The sequence below is a fragment of the Pseudomonas sp. RIT288 genome, assembly GCF_000631985.1.
In the GTDB taxonomy this organism is placed as follows: Bacteria; Pseudomonadota; Gammaproteobacteria; order Pseudomonadales; family Pseudomonadaceae; genus Aquipseudomonas.
Map to the genome: position 1 here is coordinate 561,957 of NZ_JFYN01000001.1, position 18,562 is coordinate 580,518.

Here is an 18,562-nt window from a genome sequence, read left to right on the forward strand (position 1 = left end):
AAGATCAAAGGATCGCAGCCTTCGACAGCTCCTACAGGGCAACGCATTTCAACCTGCAGGAGCTGCCGAAGGCTGCGATCTTTCCCCACCGACACTACCACTCAGGAAGTCTGTGCAGCGCCGCCTTCAAGCTTGCGCCACAGCAATCGCACGTTGGCCTTGCGCACCAGTGCGCAGCGATACAGGCGAATCTCCAGCGGCACATGCCATTGCGACCCGCCGCAAACCACCAGTTCGCCGCGGCCAAGTTCGGCACGCACGCTCAGTTGCGGTACCCAGGCGATGCCGAGGCCCTCCAGCGCCATGCTCTTGAGGCTGTCGGCCATGGCGGTTTCGTAGATCGTGGTAAAGCGCAGCTGACGCTGACGCAACAGACCGTTCACCGAACGCCCGAGGAACGCTCCGGCGCTGTAGGCCAGCAGCGGCACACTGGCCTCGCCTTCCAGATCGAACAGCGGTTTGCCGTCGGCGTCAGCTGCGCACACCGGAAGCATTTCGGTCTGGCCCAGGTGCAGCGACGGGAAGATTTCCGGGTCCATCTGCATCGCCGCGTCCGGGTCGTAGAACGCCAGCATCAGGTCGCAGCCGCCTTCGCGCAGCGCGTGCACCGCATCGCCGACGTTGGTCGCCACCAGCCGTGTGGCGATGTTCAGCCCTTCGTTACGCAGTTGCGCAATCCAGCGCGGAAAGAAGCCCAGTGCCAGCGAGTGCGCCGCCGCGACCTGGATCACCTCGCCCTGCCCACCTTCCAGGTGATGCAGATGACGCAGCACTTCGCCGAGCTGTTCGACCACGGTGCGCGCGGTCACCAGAAACAGTTGCCCCGCCGCCGTCAGCTCGATCGGCGTGCGCGAGCGGTTGACCAGCGTCAGCCCAAGCGCCGCTTCCAGGCTGCGAATCCGCCGACTGAACGCCGGCTGGGTCACGAAGCGTCGCTCGGCCGCCTGCGAGAAGCTGCGAGTGGCGGCCAAGGCACTGAAGTCCTCGAGCCATTTGCTTTCCAGATTCATCACGTCCTCCCGGACACGCACCAAAACAGGTCACACGTCTGCCGCGCACGCGGCGTCACACGGGCATTATGCCGAATGTGCATAGGGCAGTGTTTAACAGCATTGGCCCAAAAAACCCCACAAGCCTAGCATTCGCAGCGTTCCGGCACAGACCGGGTCCATATCGAGATGATTTCTATCATGTCCTCCGCTGCATCTTTCCGCACAGAAAACGACCTGCTTGGCGCCCTCGAAGTACCGGCTCAAGCGTATTACGGCATCCAGACCCTGCGAGCGGTGAACAACTTCCGTCTCTCCGGCGTTCCGATTTCGCATTACCCGAAACTGGTTGTCGGTCTGGCCATGGTCAAACAGGCCGCCGCTGACGCCAACCGTGAGTTGGGTCATCTGAGCGAAGCCAAGCACGCTGCCATCAGCGAAGCCTGTGCCCGATTGATCCGCGGCGATTTCCACGAAGAATTCGTGGTCGACATGATTCAAGGTGGCGCCGGTACTTCCACCAACATGAACGCCAACGAAGTGATCGCCAACATTGCGCTCGAAGCAATGGGTCACCAGAAAGGCGAGTACCAGTACCTGCACCCGAACGACGACGTCAACATGGCGCAGTCGACCAACGACGCCTACCCGACCGCGATCCGTCTGGGTCTGCTGCTGGGTCACGACGCGCTGCTGGCCAGCCTCGACAGCCTGATTCAGGCATTCGCGGCCAAGGGCAAAGAATTCAACCACGTCCTGAAAATGGGCCGTACCCAGCTGCAAGACGCCGTGCCGATGACCTTGGGTCAAGAGTTCCGTGCATTCGCCACCACCATGAGCGAAGACCTGGCCCGTCTGAAGACGCTGGCTCCGGAGCTGCTGACTGAAGTGAACCTGGGCGGCACCGCAATCGGCACCGGCATCAACGCCGACCCGCGTTATCAAGCGCTGGCCGTTCAGCGTCTGGCGCTGATCAGCGGTCAACCGCTGGTGCCAGCCGCCGACCTGATCGAAGCCACCTCCGACATGGGTGCCTTCGTGCTGTTCTCCGGCATGCTCAAGCGCACGGCGGTCAAGCTGTCGAAGATCTGCAACGACCTGCGCCTGCTGTCCAGCGGCCCACGCACCGGCATCAACGAGATCAACCTGCCAGCGCGTCAGCCAGGCAGCTCGATCATGCCTGGCAAGGTCAACCCGGTGATTCCGGAAGCTGTTAACCAGGTGGCCTTCCAGGTCATCGGTAACGATCTGGCGCTGACCATGGCAGCCGAAGGCGGCCAACTGCAGCTGAACGTGATGGAGCCGCTGATCGCTTTCAAGATCCTCGACTCGATCCGTCTGCTGCAACGCGCCATGGACATGCTGCGCGAGCACTGCATCGTCGGCATCACCGCCAACGAAGCCCGCTGCCGCGAACTGGTCGAGCACTCGATCGGTCTGGTCACCGCGCTGAATCCGTACATCGGCTACAAAAACGCCACCCGCATCGCCCGTATCGCCCTTGAAAGCGGCCGCGGCGTGCTGGAACTGGTGCGCGAAGAAGGTCTGCTCGACGAAGCCATGCTCGCCGACATCCTGCGCCCGGAAAACATGATTGCCCCGCGTCTGGTTCCGCTCAAAGCCTGAGCCGACGCGTTATTTGTAGCACCGCTCACCAGGTCGAGGGACTAGACACCTCTCACCTTTTGAGGGCTTGGGGATCAGTCCCCAAGCCCTTTTTTTTAACTTCTTTGCGGGCAGGACGTTAAATGTTTTGTGTATTTGATACCGCCAAGATCGCAGCCTTCGGCAGCTCTTACAGGATGGATGTACCCCTGCAGGAGCTGCCGAAGGCTGCGATCTTTTGATTTTGCAGCCACTCTCGTTTCGTCGCTTGCACCACGAGCGTGCAGACGGGCGCCGCACTGATCGGTATAGTGCCGCCCCTCTTCGCGTGAGCGGTCGTCGGTAACGAGGCCATAACCCATGCGAAACCCGAACTAATAACAAACCCGCGAAATGGATCCGCGACGAAACCTTCGCCTCACCTGTCGTGCCGCGTGCAAACCGGTGTAACGCGATGTTTCTGAACATCCAGCATTTGCTTAAACAAAAAACAGCGAGGAAAAATCCATGCTCGAAGTCATCAACGACTTCCTCTCAGGGAAAGTACTGATCGTGCTCATTGTCGGGCTCGGTAGCTACTTCACGATTCGCTCGCGTTTCGTTCAATTGCGGCACTTCTTCCACATGTTCGCGGTGTTCCGCGACAGCCTGAAAAGCAGCGGCGGCCAACTCAGCTCGTTCCAGGCCCTGATGCTCAGCCTTGCCGGCCGTGTCGGTGCAGGCAACATCGCCGGTGTCGGCATCGCCGTGACCCTGGGTGGTCCGGGTGCGGTGTTCTGGATGTGGGTGACCGCACTGGTCGGCATGTCCAGCAGCTTCTTTGAATGCACCCTGGCTCAGGTCTACAAGCGCGCCGATGGCGACGGCCTGTACCGTGGCGGCCCGGCCTACTACATCCAGCACGGCCTGAAGTTGAAAGGCATGGCAGTGGTGTTCTCGGTCCTGCTGCTGGTCACCTACGGCTTCGCCTTCATCGGCCTGCAGTCCTACACCGTGACCCACTCGCTGCAAAACGCCTTCGCCTTCGACCCAAGCCACACCGGCATCGTCCTGGCAGTACTGCTGGCCATCACCTTCATCGGCGGCATCAAGCGCATCGCTGCAGTGTCCGACCTGTTGGTACCGGTCAAGACCCTGGCCTACATCGGCGTGACCCTGTACGTGATCGGCACCCAGATCGAACACGTGCCAGCCATGCTGGAAACCATCTTCAAGAGCGCCTTCGGCCTCGACCCGGCCTTCGGCGGCCTGCTCGGCAGCGCCATCGTCATGGGTGTGAAGCGTGGCGTGTTCGCCAACGAAGCGGGCCTGGGCAGTGCGCCGAACGTCGCCGCCGTGGCCTCGGTGAAACACCCGGGCGCTCAGGGCGTGGTTCAGGCCTTCAGCGTATTCCTCGACACTTTCGTGATCTGCACCTGCACCGCGCTGCTGATCCTGTTGTCGGGCTTCTACACCCCGGGCTTCGAAGGTGACGGCATCGTCCTGACCCAGAACTCGCTGGCCGCCGTGGTCGGTGACTGGGGCCGCATCTTCGTCAGCGTTGCGCTGTCGCTGTTCGTCTTCACCTGCATCCTCTACAACTACTACCTGGGCGAAAACAGCCTGCAGTTCCTCAGCCGCAACCGCGCCTTGCTGATGGTGTTCCGCGGTCTGGTCCTGGCACTGGTGGTATGGGGTTCGATGCAGGATCTGTCGACCGTGTTCGCTTTCGCCGACATCACCATGACCTGCCTGGCCTTCGTCAACCTGATGGCGCTGGCCATGCTGTTCAAGGTCGGCATGCGCGTGATGCGCGATTACGACGAGCAGCGCCGTGCGGGCATCAAGCAGCCAGTGTTCGACTCCAGCAAATTTACCGATCTGGATCTGGACTTGAAGGCCTGGCCGGCCGAGGCGCCAGCCGCCGACAAGACCGCAGTCGAGCCGCAAGGCATTCCTGCAGCGCAACGCTGACAGGTGAATGACGGGCGCATCCCCTGCGCCCGTCAGTTATTGTGATGCCATAACTTGTAGGAGCGAGCCTGCTCGCGATAGCTGTCTTTCAGCAAACATCAATGTTGAATGATGAACCGCCATCGCGAGCAAGCTCGCTCCCACAAGGACCTCATCCTTTCGGAGAATCCCCATGAATTCGTCGACTTATCCTGCCGCCCAACACGTCATGGTGCTCTACACCGGTGGCACCATCGGCATGCAGGCCAGCGCCAACGGCCTGGCCCCGGCGTCCGGTTTCGAAACCCGCATGCGCGACTACCTGCACAGCCAGCCCGAACTGGTGGTGCCGCAATGGCGCTTCCGGGAGATGTCGCCGCTGATCGACAGCGCCAACATGACCCCGGCCTACTGGCAGCAACTGCGCGAAGCGGTGGTCGATGCGGTGGACGTGCAAGGCTGCGACAGCGTGCTGATCCTGCACGGCACCGACACCCTGGCCTACAGCGCCGCGGCGATGAGCTTCCAGTTGCTCGGCCTGCATGCCCGCGTGTGTTTCACCGGCTCGATGCTGCCGGCCGGCGTCACCGACAGCGATGCCTGGGAAAACCTCGGTGGCGCGCTGGTTGCTCTGGGTCAGGGTCTGGCGCCGGGCGTGCATCTGTACTTCCATGGCGAGCTGCTGGCGCCGACTCGCTGCGCGAAAGTGCGCAGCTTCGGCCGTCATCCGTTCAAGCGCCTGGAGCGTCAGGGCGGCGGGATAAAAGCGCCGTCGATTCCGGCCACGCTGAACTACAACCAGCCGAAACAACTGGCCAACGTCGCCGTGCTGCCACTGTTCCCCGGCATCAGCGCCGGAATTGTCGACGGTCTGCTCGACGGCGGTATCCAGGGCCTGGTGCTGGAGTGCTACGGCAGCGGCACCGGGCCGAGCGACAATCCCGAGTTCCTCGCCAGCCTCGCGCGCGCGCGGGACAACGGTGTGGTGGTGGTCGCGGTCACGCAGTGCCATGAAGGCGGAGTCGAGCTGGACGTTTACGAGGCCGGCAGCCGGCTGCGTGGCGTTGGCGTGTTGTCCGGCGGCGGCATGACCCGCGAAGCAGCGTTCGGCAAGCTGCAGGCGTTGCTGGGTGCGGGCCTGGAATCGGCTGAAGTGCGGCGCCTGATCGAACTCGACCTGTGTGGCGAACTGATCTGACACCCACACCCTCTCTAGACGTGAGCCCCTGTGGCGAGGGAGCTCGCTCCCGCTCGACTGCGAAGCAGTCGCAGTGTTTTGGGGCCGCTACGCGCCCCAGCGGGAGCAAGCTCCCTCGCCACAACAGCCCTCACACAGTTTGATCGTCACCCGGCATACAACTTGCTGCCGTTTCCAGCATCCCCAAGGCTGGAAGATCTCATGCTCCACTCCCACCTCACCACGCTCAACGCCGTCTCACTGGTGCTCAACACCTTCAAGGCCGAAGGGCTGTCGAGCGACGCACTGCTGGCCGGCAGCGGCATCAGCGCCGCAGATCTGAACCGTGCCGACACGCGCATCACCACCAATCAGGAAATGCAGGTCTGCGCCAACGCGGTCGCGCTCAAGCATGACATTGGCCTGGAACTGGGCCGGCGGATGCACGTTTCCTGCTACGGCATCCTCGGTTACGCCCTGCTCACCAGTGCCACCTTAGGTGACGCTTTGCGCCTGGCGATTCGCTATCCGGCGCTGCTGGGAACACTTTTCGAACTGAGCCTGGAAGACGACGGCGAACGGGTCTGGTTCGTCGCCGCCGATTACCGCGAGAGTCCGTCGATGGCGGTGTTCAACGCGGAGTTCTGCCTGGTGTCATTGAAGGTCATCTGCGACGATTTGCTCGGGCATCCGCTGCCGCTGCTGGCGACACGCTTTGAACATGCCGCGCCGGATTATCGCGACAGCTACGCCGAGCACTTCAACAGCCCGCTGCACTTCGGCGCCAAGGACAACGCCTTCGCCTTCGACCGGCGCTGGCTCGATCAACCGTTGCCATTGGCCGACAGCATCACCCATCAGGCCATGGCCGACCGCTGCCGCAAACAGAACATCGAGTTCACCGGGCGGCAGGCGTGGCTGGGGCGGATTCGTCAGTTGCTCAGTGCCCAGCTCAACGCCGCCCCAGGGCTGGAGGGACTGGCCCAGCAGATGAAGTGCTCGCCGCGCACCTTGCGCCGCCATTTGAAGGACATGGGCAGCAGCTATCAGGAACTGCTCGACGAACTGCGCTTCGAACGGGCCAAGCAGATGCTGTGTGAGGATCAGTTGCCGATCTACCGCATCGCCGAGACCCTGGGTTTCAGCGAGACCGCGAGTTTCCGCCATGCGTTCGTGCGCTGGAGCGGCGTGGCGCCGAGCCAGTTCAGACCCTGAAGATCAGAAGATCGCTGCCTTCGGCAACTCCTACACCGATATCTGTAGGAGCTGCCGAAGGCTGCGATCTTTTGATCTGCTGGAAAGGGGCGAATTGCGGTCAGAGTTTTTGGCCATATCGATCCCCTTTTGGCCTTTCCTGCCGTTCTCCGTTTCGCCGCACGCCGCAACACTGGAGGCAACCGAATCAGCCCCCTGCGGAGAACAACAAATGCTGACGATCTACTCGGACGATCACCACCTGCACCACGGCCGCTGCGAGCTCATCGACGGCCAGCTCAAGCCGTGTTTCGAAATGCCGTCGCGCGCCGACCACGTGCTGCAACGGGTACAGCACCAGAATCTCGGTCCGGTGGAAGCGCCAAAGGATTTTGGCCTCGAACCGATCGCGCGCATCCACAGCCGCGATTATCTCGACTTCTTCAAGGGGGCGTGGCAGCGCTGGACTGAATTCAACACCGACGGTGACCTGCTGCCCTACACCTGGCCCGCGCGCACCCTGCGTCCAATCAAACCGACCAGCCTGCACGGCCAACTCGGCTACTACAGCTTCGACGGCGGCGCACCCATCACCGCCGGCACCTGGCAAGCAGCCTACAGTGCAGCGCAAGTGGCGCTGACTGCCCAGGCCGAAATCCAGCGCGGCGCGCACAGTGCCTTCGCCCTGTGCCGGCCACCGGGACACCACGCCGCCAGCGATTTGATGGGCGGTTATTGCTACCTCAACAACGCCGCCATCGCCGCCCAGGCATTCCTCGATGCCGGCCACAAGAAGGTCGCGATCCTCGACGTCGACTACCACCACGGCAACGGCACCCAGTCGATTTTCTATGAGCGCAGCGATGTGCTGTTCACCTCGATCCACGGCCACCCGGAAGCCGAGTTTCCGTTCTTCCTCGGCTACGACGATGAACGCGGTGAAGGCGCCGGTGAAGGTTTCAACTTCAACTATCCGCTGCCGGCCGGTTCAGGCTGGGATGTGTGGAGCGCGGCACTGGAACAGGCCTGCAACGAGATCGACAGCTACGGCGCCGACATCATCGTCGTGTCGCTGGGCGTCGACACCTTCAAGGACGATCCGATCTCGCAGTTCAAGCTCGACAGCCCGGACTACCTGGCCATGGGCAAGCGTATCGCCGCCCTCGGCAAACCGACGCTATTCGTCATGGAGGGTGGTTACGCGGTGGAGGAAATCGGCATCAACGCGGTTAACGTGCTCGAAGGTTTTGAGCAATGAACCGACTCAAGCACTGCATTGCGCCAGCCCTGTGCGCGGCGCTGCTCAGCGTCGGCGCTCACGCCGAAGAACGCACCCTGCGCGTCTATAACTGGTTCGACTACATCACGCCCAAGGCGCTGGAAGACTTCAAGGCACAGAACACCCAGACCAAACTGGTCTACGACATCTTCGACACCAACGAAGCGCTGGAAGCCAAGCTGCTGACCGGCAACTCCGGCTATGACGTGGTGGTGCCATCCAACGTGTTCCTCGCCAAGCAGATCGAGGCCGGGGTGTTCCAGCCGCTGGATCGCAGCAAGCTGCCGAACTGGAATCACCTCGATCCGAAACTGATGAAGCTGATCGAGGCCAACGACCCAGGCAACCAGTTCGCCGTGCCGTACATGTATGGCACCATCCTGATCGGCTTCAACCCGGCCAAGGTCAAGGCCGCGCTGGGCGATAACGCGCCGGTGGACAGCTGGGACCTGATCTTCAAGCAAGAGAACCTCAGCAAGCTCAAGCAGTGCGGGGTCGCCCTGCTCGACTCGCCGTCGGAGATCCTGCCGCTGGCCCTGCAACACCTGGGTCTGGATCCCAACAGCAAGAACCCGGCGGATTATGCCAAGGCCGAAGCGCTGCTGATGAAGATCCGGCCGTACGTGACCTACTTCCATTCGTCCAAGTACATGGCCGACATCGCCAACGGTGACATCTGCGTCGCGGTCGGTTATTCCGGCAGCTTCTCGCAAGCGGCCAACCGCGCCAAAGAGGCGAAGAACGGTGTGGTGGTCGACATGCGTCTGCCCAAGGAAGGCGCACCGATCTGGTTCGACATGCTCGCCATTCCCAAGGGCGCGAAGAACACCGAGGACGCCTACACCTTCATCAACTACCTGCTGCAACCGGCGGTGATCGCGCCGGTCAGCGACTTCGTCGGGTATCCGAACCCGAACAAGGACGCCACCCAATGGGTCGATCCGGCGATCCGCAACAACCCCAACCTGTACCCGACCGATGCGGCAATGGGCACGCTTTACACCCTGCAACCGCTACCGCGGGATGCCGAGCGGGCACGCACCCGGGCCTGGACCAAGATCAAGTCCGGAACCTGAGCCGACGCTGACGACAAGACCCGCCGCCGTGCGGGTCTTTTTTTGTCTGCGATATCTATCTACCACCTTCGGTGCTCGGCCCATCACTACCTTGCAACGCATCGCCCACCGCCTCTTTCGCGGTGCCTGCTGTTCTGACCAAGAATGTGACCATGACAGAAACCCTCAACTCTCCTGCCAATCGCGTGCTGTCGGACGATCAAGACGCCCTGCTCACCCAGCTGGTCGCCGGCCCCTCAATCAGGGAAGTCGCCACTCACGCGCTGCAACCGGCATTGAAGACGCTATACCCGAAGTTACAGATCGACCCGCGACTGGCAATGGTGGTGACACCTGGCTGGACCTTGCGTGACCAGCGCGTCGTCCCCGGGACGCGACACTTCGAATCGCTGACCGATGCGCTGGTGCGTCATGGCGTCGCCAACAAGCCAGTGACCTACCTGGATGGCGAGCACTACCTCACCTTGCATCCTGCGCACGAGACGCCGGTACAACTGCCCGTCAACATCGAGGCCATCGCCAGACTGCTCAATGAACTGGCGCCGCTGCTGTTTGTGGCCTTCGAGGAACAACAGGTCGATTACTGGAACCAGTTCACCCGCGCCTCCGCCCCGCGCTGGCAGGGATTGTCCAGGTCCTGGCGCGAGCTGTGGAACGTCGGGACGAAACCGGCGTGGGATGACGACCAGCGCGCCATGGCCCAGAGTCTTTTCGACCATCCGCAAAAAACCACCCGCAGTACCCATGATCGCTATCAGTCCCGCGCCTGCCTGATCGATCTGGACACCACACGCGATGGTACTTCCAGTCATCTGCACGTCCTCGACATGGCCGTACTGATCGGCACGCTCGGCAGCCGCACGCTGATTCTCACCCACACCATCACTCGCGGTTTTCAAGCCTTCGATTCCCTGCAGGAACTGGGTGCTTCACTGCTGACCCAGACGGACGGGCCGTCGCCTGCCACCCTGCAATGGCGGCTGATCGAACCTGACGGTAACTACTTCGATCATCTGGCGTGCAATCTGATCGCCCTGCAGGCCGACGCGATTGGCGAGCTGGCGAACGAACCGGCGACAAGCAACCTGACGCCCCACGTCAGCCGCACGACCAACGAACTCGATCCCACGGACAAGCAGTCGTCCTCACGCTTCAACCTGGTCGAGCAAGCGTTGCCGCAATGGATGGTCGACGCCTCGCCCAGCGACCTGACTGCCTACAGCCGTCATCTGATGAATCTGGCGCAGGTGCAAAGTCAGAACGCCGAGCAGTCCTTTGACGACGGCATCAAACCGATTCGCGAATTCGCGCTGGAGCAACTGCAGGCGAGCCTGCTCAAGGAGCATCCCGAGGCCACTGTGCTGAATCTGGCCGAGATCCGCATCGTGGTCGACAGCGTGGTGGTGTGGGGCAGTTTCACACCGTTGCTGGAGCCCGAACGCAGCACCTTCAGCCTGGTCGATCTGGCGTTGCAGAATCTGATTGCCTTGCCGCTGGGCAACAAGACCGTGAGCAGTATCGGCAGCACTGCGGTGCCGGCATGGATGACGGCTGATTATCTGGAGAGGTTGATCGTCAGTGTCGACATTGGCCAGACCTATCCTGCGCTGATCAGGCAAAAACTGCGCGATGACCCGCTGGAAAGTCTGCGACGGCAGAACCTGTTCACCAGCCGGCTACGTGTCGAATTGCCGTTACTGGCGTTGCAGCAGAAGATTCGCGTACAGGGCGGGGTCGACGAGGCGGGCTATCGCTATGTCGCGGCCGTGGTTCAGTTGCTGGACGCCGATCGCCGGGTGGATGGTCAGGAGATCGTCATTCGACCGCTGGCCTTCAACCCCGCGTGGCGCCCGGGGACGACCACCGATGAGGTGGCCAACATGTTCGTGATCGGTCCCCGGCAGATGGACAAGGGACCCTGCCTGTTGTACCGGCCCCTGTCCGATCATGCATTGATCCAATACCCGTCGCCGGCCAACCTGATGTACGCCATCAAGCATTCACCGACATTGCGTCAGTCGGTACTCGCCTGGTTGCCGGACAGTGCGCGCGCCAACTATGCCAATTACGTGTTCAGCGATGATCGACCCTCGGTATGGTCGCTCTCACAACTGCTCGCCGATCCACTGACTTCCTTGCAGATGAGCGGCACGCTGACCTTGGGAACAGCAGTCATCATTACGGATTACCTGGCTTTTCTGTTCAAGGCCAACGTCCGTGCAATGGTCGAGCTGGCGAATCGGCAATCGGTCTCCAATAGCGAAAGTCGCTGGGAGAGCTTCAAGCATGCGAGCTGGATGATCCTCAGCGCCGCACTGCCGTTTTTCGGTCGAACCGTCGGTACCGCTGCCTGGATCTGGCAGGTGCTGGACGATCTGCAACAAACCTTCGACGCCGCTGCCACAGGCGACACCGGGCAGCAGAAAACCGCGATGACCGACCTGTTGCTGACCCTGGCCATGGTGCTCGCCCATCACGCCAGCACCCGTAACGCGACGCCTCGGGACTTTCCTGAAAAAAAGCCGGTGACCGTCGAAACCGAGCGCAACGAACCCGCGCCACCAACGCCGGTGAACATCGTGCAACGCCCTGATGTGATCGGTGAATATCCGGCGCAACACCAGACTTCGCTGATGACCGACACCGCGCTGAGCCTGACCCAGACCCTGGATCGCTTTGCCGTCACGCGCCCCGAAGCGCTCACCCCGCCCGCCAGCGACGCCGGCCGTTATCGTCACCTTTATCGACATGCCAGCGGGTACTACGCACCCGTGGGTGAGCGCTGGTTCGAAGTGGCGGTCACCGGCACCGGCGAGGTATCGATGATCAATTCGCAGCGACAACCCGGACGTCAGGGCCCGGGGTTGATCCGCAATCGACGGGGCGAGTGGTTTGTCGATACTCGCCTGCGTCTGCGCGGCGGTGGTCTGTCGAGTCGGCGCAAAGCCAAACGACGGGAGAACAATGAACGCATCGCCGAACTCAAGAAACAACTGACCGAGTTCGATAACACGCGCGAGCAGGCCCGCGCAGAGCTGACAGCCGCTCACGTCGCCATGACCGCGGCCAGCGACGACGCTCTGGCGGCGCAACAGACAACGTTTCTTGCAGCACTTGAACGCCGCACCGGGGAATACGCAGCTCCCATCGACCAGTTGAAATCGCTGAACCTGCTTGAGACCGTGCCCCATTTCCGCACCGCCATGACCGAGATGCTCGGTACCCAGTTGTTCTTCAACCAGACATGGCTCGCTCAACGTGACCCCCTCTTCGCCAGAACCCTCAAGGAAACCCTGGTGCTGCTCGAGGCCGAGGAAACGGCTGCAGGCACCGGTGACCCCGTCACCTACCGCAGAATGTACGATTTGACCGAGGGCATGATCAGCAAGATCGAGTTTGCCCAGTCACGCTTTCAGGAATTGAGCCGACTGGGCAAACGTGCCGCTGAAGTCGCCAATACCTATCGCGCAAAGCTGCCCGTGTTCAGTCTCAACGATCTCAAGGCACTTCAGGTGTCGCTGGCTCGCGACATCTGCCTGAAAGAGCAGGCTTCGCCAGCGCTGACTCAGGCGCAAGGCGATCTGGTACGCCTGCTCGACACAACCAACCTGGTGATTCAGACCTCCCAGGAACTGCTGCTCGACCACACCAGCCTGGGGGCCAACGAGCGGATCGAAGGCCTCAACGGCATGCTCGAACAGTTTGCCGCCATCGATCAGTCGTTCGAGGATTTCGCCCTCAACCACAAGGATGTGCTGCTCGACGAGCCCTTCAGCCACACGCGTAAACGAATCAACGAGTTTCAGCGCCAGAACGAAGAGCACCTGGCGCAGTTGCTCCTCGAACACCGACCGGTGGAGCCTCGGCCCGGCCCTTCAAGGCCAGCGCCAGCCTCACGTAAACGGATTATCAAAACCCGCTTCAAGGGCACAGTGGTCGGCGAATTGCGTCCTTCGGCGCCAGGGCAGCCAGTCCTGCTGGACGTGAAAGCGCCCATGACCGGGAACGTCATCGCCACCTTTCACGAGAAAACGCCCGGTGTCTGGGTTGAACGCATTCAGCCCGGGCGGCGGCGCCCGCCTGCTCCGGTGCCGGATCTCGCCACCCAGATCAGCCTGGGCCAGGCGCTGCTCGATGGCGTGGAAAGCTTCATACGGCAAACCGAAGCCCATGCGAAAAAACCCGGTCGGATTCCGGTCGAGATCGAAGAGCAGTTCCAGCACAAGGCCGAACAGCTCGACGAAAGCGCGAAAAGCCTTGAACAGGCCCGGCTGCGGGCGAACAGCACCGAGGAGCCGCCAGCCCTGATCGTCCAATTGAACCAGGCGTGTGAACGCCTGTACGCCGAGGGCTACCGGATACGGGTCGAGATGACCAAGCAACAACCGCCAACCGCCGCTCGGGTCGAATGGTTATTGCACAAAGATGAGATCGACATCGTGTCTGGCGGTGCCCGGCGTCGCCTCAAAGGCCCGCGCAAGGATTATTTGCAGGAATACGAAATTCGCGAGCGGCGCACCGGCAAGACGTTGTGGTACGCGCACTTCCATTACAACAGCCTCGATGCTCAGGCCGACGCATTCACCGCCGCCCATTTGAAACTGCAGGAGCAACGGCGGCTGGCCGGTGCCTTCGACCTGGGCTCGGCCACCAGCAGCCCGCAAATCATCGCTATCTATCGCAGCGCGATCGGCCCGCAGCTGGCGCGTTCGCTGTTTTTCTCATAAGCCCGAAACAGTCAAAAAGGAAAATGACGATGACTGAGCATTCAGCGAACACCGAAACCCATGCATTGCTGCAAAAGAGCCAGATCGTCCATCAGACCAGTCGCGGTCCCGCGGTCGATGAAGTCGCCAGCGCAGTGCTGCGCCAGGCGCTCAAAGCGCTGTATCCACAACAGGAGATCGATCCCGAGCAGGCCATGATCGGTACGCCACAATGGCAATGGCTCGACGCTGAGCGGGAGGCCCTGCCGACTCGATTTGAATCACTGACAGAGGCACTCATCCGGCAATTTTTCAACGGCTCCAGCGCCAACTATCTCGAGGGTGAACACTTTCTGACCTTGAACCACCAGGCCACGCCAGTAGTGCATATGGATGTCGATATCGAGGCCATTGCCGACCTGCTCAACGATTATTCGCCTCTGTTGTTTGTCGCCTTCGCCGAGCGACAGCTGGATTACTGGAACAGCACCCGACGCCAATTGCCGCGCTGGCAAGAACTCTCCGATGCCCTGCGCGACGCCCTGAACGTCCATAACGCCGAGGGCTGGGACGATGAGCAGTGCCTGGTCGCCCGGGCGGTTTCGCGGCGCCCGGACAAACAGGAGCGCCAGCGTCACGACAAAACACTGTCGGACATCCGGGTGTGCCTGATCGACATCGACTCCGTCGATGCTCAAGGCGATACCGGTCACCTGATTCTGGGCGGCGCCGCGGTGATTTTCGGGCGCTATGGCCTGCGCGATCTGGTCATGATGTACACCGTGGAAGATGGTTACGAGACATTCGACTCTCTGCAGCAACTGGGTGAATCACTGCCGCTGCGTATCGAACTGTTACCGGCCGGACAGCGTCTGCAGTGGCAGTTGTTCGAGCCCGAAGGCAATTTTTTCGACCACATGGCCTGGGTCCTGATTGCCAACCAGCTCGATGCCATTCGGGCGGTCACCCGGCAGAGTCTCGACGAGGAAACCGAGGACGGCACCTCCCTTCTGCCCCTGATCGAGCAAGCCCGCGAACCGCAGAAAAACACCCTCATCGACCTCGATGATTCGATACCCGACTGGCTGCTCGACGCTTCGGCTTCCGAGCTCGATCAATACAGCCAATCGATCAATGCGCTGGGCCAGTTGTACCGGCAGGCAGACAAGGCGTTGATGCCAATCCCGCCGATCGATACGTATGCGCACAATTGCATGCGTGAGGCGATCATTGCCGATCAGCCATCGGCGGCCAGGCTGCCTTTGGACAAATTGCAAATCCGCATCACCAACAGCTTCGAATCGGGAGGTGTGACGCTGCCCGATCCGCACGACTCCCATATCGAAACCCTGGGCGAGTACGCCCTGCAAAACCGCACGCCATATCTGGCGACTCTGCAATTCGACCCGCCACAAGCGCTGCCGCAGTGGCTGACTGTCGCCTACCTGACGAGGATGGCAAACAAGATCGACATGGGTGAGGTATACCCCGGATTGATCAGGGACAGGCTGATCAACGATCCGCAGCAGGCCCCCCTGCAGCAGCGCTTTTACATCCGCCAGTTGCACGCACTGCTGCCGCTGATTGCACTGGAGTCCAAGCTGCGACGCCTCGGCGGTGTGGATGAGCAGGGTTATCGCTGTGTCCAGGAGTGGCTCAAACCGACACCCGGTCATCCACACACGGTGGTCATTCGTCCGCTGACGTTTACTCATACCGGGGAGACTGTTGGCGATGTTGTCACCAACATGTTCATCATTGCCCCGCGCCTGCCTGGAGCCGGGCCATGCCTGCTGTATCGTCCGTTGCTTGAGCAGCCATTGCTGCAATTCCCCTCAACGCAAAACCTGCTGTACGCCGTCCATCAGCCAGGCGAATTGAGGGATTCGGTGCTCGCGTGGCTGGCGGATTCGCAAACCAGTTTCAAATATGCTCAATACACCTTCCCCATCGGTCTGCCCAGTCCGTGGCTGGGGGCGCAATTGCTCGCCGAACCCTGGACCAGCGTGAAGTGGGCCGGGCCGGTCGGGCTTGCCTCCACGGCACTGACTGGTGACGTGTTCCCGGTGCTGTTCAAGACCCATGCACTGGCGATGGCCGAACTCGCCGACCGACAGTCGTTGTCCAATGCGCAACGCCGCTGGGCCTTGCTGCGAGACAGTGGATGGGCGTTGTTCAACGTTGCCGCGAACTTTCTCTGCGGCCCGGCAGGCGCGGCGATCTGGGCCTGGCAAAGCATCAGCGAAATCGATCAGGTCGTGGACGCCCACAATCGTGGTGATACCCACGCCCAGTGGAGCGCCATCGCCGATATATTGCTGAACCTGGGCATGATCCTGGCCCACCATGCGGCCACACAACGCACAACCGGCCCCCGCACTGCGCTGCGCAGCGAAATCGAAAGCGAAGGACTGCCCCGGATCCAGGCCCCACCTGCACAAATGCCTGTCCCCCCCACGGTTACACACGTCACCACGCTGTTGAGTGACCAACTCCCGGCCAGCCATTACTCCTCGCTTGCGGCCTACGGCTCGGTACCCCGTCGCTCGCCCGGTGCATTGGCAACGTTTCTGAATACTCTGGCCGTGCCGGCGCCCGACCTCACGGCAGCCGCCGTGGAAACCCTGCTGCGCGGCAAGGCGACCCTGTATCGCTTCGCTGCCAGCACCTATGCGCAGGCGGGCGATCGCTGGTTCCGCGTAATTGAAAACGATGACCAGCAGGTGCAAATCGTTGATCCGCAGACGCCTTCAAAAACCGGTCCGCTGCTGATTCACAACCAGCAAGGCCAATGGTTCGTGGATACCCGACTGCGTCTGCGCGGTGGCGCCGGGGGCACCAGCCTGCAAAGTCAGCTCAAGGCCCAGCGCAAGGAAAAGGAAATCCAGAGGAACCAGCTCGGTACGGCTCTGGAAGCTTTCAGAAATCAGGAAGCCGTCGGCAACGCTGCTCTGGAACAAGCCCAGTCAGCCATGCTTGGCGCCTCCGGACAAGCCCACGAAGAGGCGACCCGGCGTTACCTTGAACAAGTCGAAAAGCTGATCGGGGATTACGACGAGGCCTTGAAAATACTCGGCCAATGGCGCCTCAAAGGGGGAAGCGACGGCTATTTCGTCGAACTGCAGCGCATGACCACTTTGCTGCAAAAAAACCTCAGCCTCTGGTTCGTTCTCAAACGCAACGCATACGTGGTATTGACCCGTAAATTGGCTCGGCACACGGTCATCGATACACCGGCCGCGCTGCAAAGTTACAACGAGGAACTGCACCAGGCTCTGGCGTTGAGCCAGGACATGATCGCCCGCCTGCAACTGTCCCGTACCTCCTTGGAAACTCTCGACACCATCGGCAGCGCAGGCATGACCACCGCACAACGCTTGCGCCAACTGCTCCCGGCGTTTAACCCGTGGGACCTGAAGTCCAATGCCATCGGCATGTCTCACGAGTTGTGCATGCAGGAAACTGCTACCGAAGCGGCGCGGGAAGCGACCGGTTGGCTGATAATCGAAGCCGCGACCGCCACACATCGCCACGCCGCCCTGATCAGGAAAACCGACATAGGCGACAACGCTACGCTACGCATTGATCGCCTGAGCCGACTGATTGATGTCTATGTCGATGCCGATCAGCGTCTGGGGGACTTGCCAGGCGAATATCCGGGCATGGTGGTTGCGGCAGAACTGACGCGGATTAGGAGCCTGCTCGGCGAATTCAGACAACTGGCGCAGGAGCAACTGAGCGAACTGCTGCCGGAAACCGGAGCCCGCAGTACGCCGGCCACACCAGGCCCCTCTGTCGCAGGACCGTCCCGGCGGGTTGGCAAGGTCACCAAGAGCCGGCCTCGTGACCCTGCGCCCGCCAGACCCGCAGCCGCCAGCGAATCACCTCTGGAAGAAATGCTTCCCGTCAGACCCACCGCCTCCCCGACGGCGCACGTGGGCGACATCGAGTTCATTGCCGATGCCCTGACCCAGAATGAGCGAGTGCAGACGTTCATTGACCGGACCCGTCGTGACGCTCTGAAGCCCAACCGTATACCGGCAGACATGCAGGATCTGTTCGATCAGCAGGCTCGGCGACTGGAACAGATTGCTGTCAGCGTCGAACAGGCGCAGGCCCGCATTGTCGCCTCCGGCGGCACGCGGTTGCCGGTGGGCAACTTGAGTGCGGAACTCAACAGTGCTGCGCTCCGGTTACGCGCTCAAGGCATCGCCGTGCGCGCCAGTCTGCTCAAGGATCGTCAGCCTCGACAAGCCTATTTGCAATGGTTGCTGGACAATCACCAGGTACGCATCGTCAGGAACGCCCTGGGCCGGATCAAGACCAAAAAGCGCCAGGATTATTTTCAGGAGTATCAGATACTCGACAGCACCCACCATGACCAGCCGTTATGGCTCGCGCATTTTCACTACGACTCGCCCGAAGCCGCGCCGGAACAATTCACCGCGGCGCACCTGAAAATCGCCGATGCGCATTTGAAGACCCTCAGCGCAGAGCGTCGACAGGCCCTCACAAACCTGACGCCAATTGATTACGTGCTGCGCCGGATTGGCGATCCGAGCCTGTTCCTGCAACTCGAAGTACAAGCGTGATACCGCCGTCGG

Annotated in this window: 9 protein-coding genes; 8 read left to right on the plus strand and 1 reads right to left on the minus strand. The window is 61.4% G+C overall.

All coding sequences use genetic code 11. The annotated features are described in order from the left end of the window. Window positions 1-101: 101 nt before the first annotated feature. Window positions 102-1,010, minus strand: a complete 909-nt coding sequence (locus tag BW33_RS02565; RefSeq protein WP_047596877.1) for a LysR substrate-binding domain-containing protein — start codon at window positions 1,008-1,010, stop codon at window positions 102-104. Window positions 1,011-1,190: 180 nt separating this feature from the next. Here BW33_RS02565 and aspA point away from each other — a divergent pair, with 180 nt between their 5' ends. The 8 genes from aspA to BW33_RS02605 all read left to right on the plus strand — a co-directional run bounded on the left by aspA (window position 1,191) and on the right by BW33_RS02605 (window position 18,550). Next, entirely contained in the window at window positions 1,191-2,615 is a 1,425-nt protein-coding gene (aspA, locus tag BW33_RS02570) for an aspartate ammonia-lyase (RefSeq protein ID WP_047596879.1), read from the plus strand. Between the two features lie 486 nt (window positions 2,616-3,101). Continuing rightward, a complete protein-coding gene (locus tag BW33_RS02575; protein ID WP_047596881.1) occupies window positions 3,102-4,547 on the plus strand; it encodes an alanine/glycine:cation symporter family protein in 1,446 nt (481 codons plus the stop codon). Between the two features lie 172 nt (window positions 4,548-4,719). Next, the gene (locus tag BW33_RS02580; RefSeq protein WP_047596884.1) at window positions 4,720-5,724 is read left to right on the plus strand and encodes an asparaginase; all 1,005 of its coding nucleotides are present in this window, start codon (window positions 4,720-4,722) and stop codon (window positions 5,722-5,724) included. A 201-nt stretch (window positions 5,725-5,925) separates the two neighbouring features. Then, a complete protein-coding gene (locus tag BW33_RS02585; RefSeq protein ID WP_047596886.1) occupies window positions 5,926-6,918 on the plus strand; it encodes an AraC family transcriptional regulator in 993 nt (330 codons plus the stop codon). 211 nt (window positions 6,919-7,129) lie between these two features. Then, the gene (locus BW33_RS02590) at window positions 7,130-8,155 is read left to right on the plus strand and encodes a histone deacetylase family protein (RefSeq protein WP_047596888.1); all 1,026 of its coding nucleotides are present in this window, start codon (window positions 7,130-7,132) and stop codon (window positions 8,153-8,155) included. After that, window positions 8,152-9,252 carry a polyamine ABC transporter substrate-binding protein gene (locus BW33_RS02595; protein ID WP_047596891.1) on the plus strand — a complete coding sequence of 367 codons (1,101 nt, stop codon included), beginning with the start codon at window positions 8,152-8,154 and terminating at the stop codon, window positions 9,250-9,252. Before BW33_RS02590 ends, BW33_RS02595 begins: the two co-directional genes overlap by 4 nt. Window positions 9,253-9,404: 152 nt before the next feature. Next, window positions 9,405-13,979 carry a dermonecrotic toxin domain-containing protein gene (locus BW33_RS02600; protein WP_047596892.1) on the plus strand — a complete coding sequence of 1,525 codons (4,575 nt, stop codon included), beginning with the start codon at window positions 9,405-9,407 and terminating at the stop codon, window positions 13,977-13,979. Between the two features lie 29 nt (window positions 13,980-14,008). Beyond that, the gene (locus tag BW33_RS02605; protein ID WP_047596893.1) at window positions 14,009-18,550 is read left to right on the plus strand and encodes a DUF6543 domain-containing protein; all 4,542 of its coding nucleotides are present in this window, start codon (window positions 14,009-14,011) and stop codon (window positions 18,548-18,550) included. Window positions 18,551-18,562 lie beyond the last annotated feature (12 nt).

What these genes read in the sequence shown, in the direction of transcription:
- BW33_RS02565 (WP_047596877.1), bottom strand. Translation starts at nt 1,010, where the DNA reads ATGAATCTGGAAAGCAAATGGCTCGAGGACTTCAGTGCCTTGGCCGCC.
- aspA (WP_047596879.1), top strand. Translation starts at nt 1,191, where the DNA reads ATGTCCTCCGCTGCATCTTTCCGCACAGAAAACGACCTGCTTGGCGCC.
- BW33_RS02575 (WP_047596881.1), top strand. Translation starts at nt 3,102, where the DNA reads ATGCTCGAAGTCATCAACGACTTCCTCTCAGGGAAAGTACTGATCGTG.
- BW33_RS02580 (WP_047596884.1), top strand. Translation starts at nt 4,720, where the DNA reads ATGAATTCGTCGACTTATCCTGCCGCCCAACACGTCATGGTGCTCTAC.
- BW33_RS02585 (WP_047596886.1), top strand. Translation starts at nt 5,926, where the DNA reads ATGCTCCACTCCCACCTCACCACGCTCAACGCCGTCTCACTGGTGCTC.
- BW33_RS02590 (WP_047596888.1), top strand. Translation starts at nt 7,130, where the DNA reads ATGCTGACGATCTACTCGGACGATCACCACCTGCACCACGGCCGCTGC.
- BW33_RS02595 (WP_047596891.1), top strand. Translation starts at nt 8,152, where the DNA reads ATGAACCGACTCAAGCACTGCATTGCGCCAGCCCTGTGCGCGGCGCTG.
- BW33_RS02600 (WP_047596892.1), top strand. Translation starts at nt 9,405, where the DNA reads ATGACAGAAACCCTCAACTCTCCTGCCAATCGCGTGCTGTCGGACGAT.
- BW33_RS02605 (WP_047596893.1), top strand. Translation starts at nt 14,009, where the DNA reads ATGACTGAGCATTCAGCGAACACCGAAACCCATGCATTGCTGCAAAAG.